This is a genomic window from Alkalibacterium indicireducens (assembly GCF_039522005.1).
In the GTDB taxonomy this organism is placed as follows: Bacteria; Bacillota; Bacilli; order Lactobacillales; family Carnobacteriaceae_A; genus Alkalibacterium; species Alkalibacterium indicireducens.
In genome coordinates this window covers 1-2492 of record NZ_BAAADA010000093.1, presented here as the reverse complement: position 1 = coordinate 2492, position 2492 = coordinate 1, and the positions used below count along the sequence as shown (strand labels likewise).

The window sequence follows — 2492 nt, the reverse complement described above, 5'->3', positions numbered from 1 at the left end:
ACCAGATAATCACTGATTATTTATTTTACCCATTTATAGCCCTTAAAAAGGGTTTCTTTTTCAGCACCCTCCAATGTAGTCCCATCTCTTTTTACAAATAACAGGAATCTATCGTGAAATTTCCAACCAAATTGAGTATGCTGACATCTAACCTGAAGATTTATCCCATAATTATTGCTTTTAGTATTAAAGACTTCTTTCTGTTCTTCAATCCAAGCAGTAATGTTCTGATCTTTTTCACCATTTATTTTCCTAGTTTCACCACTTGAAGAAGTAATCGCTCGCATCTCTACCCCCATCTGTTTACAATAATAAAGAGTATCAAAAATATCATATACTGTTAAATAAGGATCCCATAGCATAATTTGATTTTCTGAATGTATATTAATTAATTTTCTAATATCTTTTAAAGCTTGTTTTCTTCCATGATGAGCGGCTGTACCATACTGCATAAATTTCATTCGACGTTCCAATTCTTCTAGTCGTTCCCTATACTGCCTCTCCTTTACAAACTCTTTCCAGTATTTTTCTTCTGTATGCTTTATAGGGGGGACGCTTAAAAACTCTACAGATTCCACCTCTACATCCACTGTTCCCTCAGGTATATTCATAGTTCTCTTCTTAGAAAATTCGCTACCTATATGAAATCTAGTATTTATTTCTTTAATCCAGCTATAATTAGCCTCATAGACTACCAGATTTGACTTTTTATCGTAAACCCTAGACTTAATTAAATTATCAGTATCTCCTATGTCCAATATAGTGTTTTGGTTGTTTTTCACAGAATGGTATCTAGTCCCTGTTAAACAACCATCAAATTCGTTGGATACAAGGATAGAATACCTATCGTTATCAGTAATCCTATCGTCCGTGTTAAGAGTTATGTTAAGTGTTTCTCCATCCTTACTTGATGATGATTTTAAAGTTACTAAATTTGATGGAAATTGAAAAATAATATTTCCTATTCTATCTTGTAGGACATGAAGATCAATTGGAACATATTTCAGAATAAAAGCAGAGATCTTTTCCAGTTGATTTTTAGTCAAATTTGAGGCAATCTTTTTGTTATTGTTAAAGAACTCGTAAATATAACATCCATTCATAAAATTATTTTTCAAAATTCTATTAAGGCAAACTTCTGTTGTTCCATTTTGCGGTACAAATTGTTTGTTGATTAAACTCAATTTTCCAATTTGTAATTCCCCACCCTTGTTGATAAGTGATTGGTTGTGTCTCATTTGGTTAAAGCTTTCGTAGGCTTCTTCCATAGTTAAGTAATATCTACAAATCCCCAGTGTGTATTCATCAGAAACTCTTAATGGCTTTTCAGTTAGATATTCAATATTTTCTTTTAATGCTTTTCCTTCATGAAATGCAAAAATTGAAAAATAATTAAATGCTTGTCTTGAAGTTTTATTAATCATAAATACTGTAGTTACCTCACATGATTTATAGAATCCTAAATTACCCGGTTGAGTTAACGAGGCATATTCGATAGCTATTCGATCATGAGAATTGACGTTTTCATTCATTACTTCACCCACTTGTTTTATTTCATCAAACTCTGATATTTTATCAAATCCTTTATAAAACCCATTAATCTGCGATATATAACATTTCATAATTATAAGCCCATCATCTATATCTCCACTAATTACATAATTGTGGTAAGTAAATAACCTTTGTTTGGCCTCATATTGTAGACGTTCATTTTAAACAAATCTCTAGTAACAGTCCCTCCATACTTTGGCAAATAAAACAATGGACTTTCTGATGTAAAACCCCCTAACCATTTAAACAGAGCGGGATATAACATCTCAACAGAAACTATAAAAGCAATATCTGATATATTACCTATTTCTAATCGATACGGAGTAACCTCGTGGTTATTTCTATTTATGCATATTCTCCATTCTCTTTGATAAGCATGTTTATCCCATTTATCAAAACAGTCGTAGTGATTAATCACATTTTTTTCAGATGCAAGTTTGTTAATATCTATTTCATCTTCCCTAATCAGATGAAGCATATTTCCAGTTACTAAATTTCCGCGATCATTAGCAGTATGATAATTTACACCCCCAAAGACACAATCATAATCCGCTTTTTCTGCCGCCTTATGAACCCTTCTTCTAAATTCAGCCTCATTCATGATAACAACCACAAATTTCCCAAATTCATTCATGATGTTCATTTTAGGCGCAAAGAGTTCTCTTTGTTTTAGCCAATTTCAAATGACCTGAATATGATGGAGTTGTTTGTCCGTAAATAGACGAATATAATGTCCTTAAGAGTAATTAAGGAGAAATAGAAAGAGACCCTTCCACCTCATGTTTGCGCAGAGGGATGGAAGGGTCCCTTACTAAATTAATTAGCATGATAATTGTATCAAACTTTAAATTGGAATGGAATAGTGAAAAGATTTGAATTTACCCTTTTTACACTAAATATCCACTATTGCATGTAATTAGAAAACCTGTATTCGTTAATTC

At 32.0% G+C, this 2492-nt stretch carries 2 protein-coding genes; both read right to left on the bottom strand.

Annotation, left to right across the window (positions count from 1 at the left end):
- Positions 1–20: 20 nt before the first annotated feature.
- Positions 21–1622, bottom strand: a complete 1602-nt coding sequence (locus ABFX15_RS05945; RefSeq protein ID WP_346024558.1) for a VPA1262 family N-terminal domain-containing protein — start codon at positions 1620–1622, stop codon at positions 21–23.
- A 32-nt stretch (positions 1623–1654) separates the two neighbouring features.
- Positions 1655–2194, bottom strand: coding sequence for a hypothetical protein (locus tag ABFX15_RS05940; protein ID WP_346024557.1), 540 nt, complete (start codon positions 2192–2194; stop codon positions 1655–1657).
- Positions 2195–2492 lie beyond the last annotated feature (298 nt).

Coding starts and splice junctions, on each gene's coding strand:
- ABFX15_RS05940 (WP_346024557.1), bottom strand. CDS start 2,194: ATGAACATCATGAATGAATTTGGGAAATTTGTGGTTGTTATCATGAAT.
- ABFX15_RS05945 (WP_346024558.1), bottom strand. CDS start 1,622: ATGAAATGTTATATATCGCAGATTAATGGGTTTTATAAAGGATTTGAT.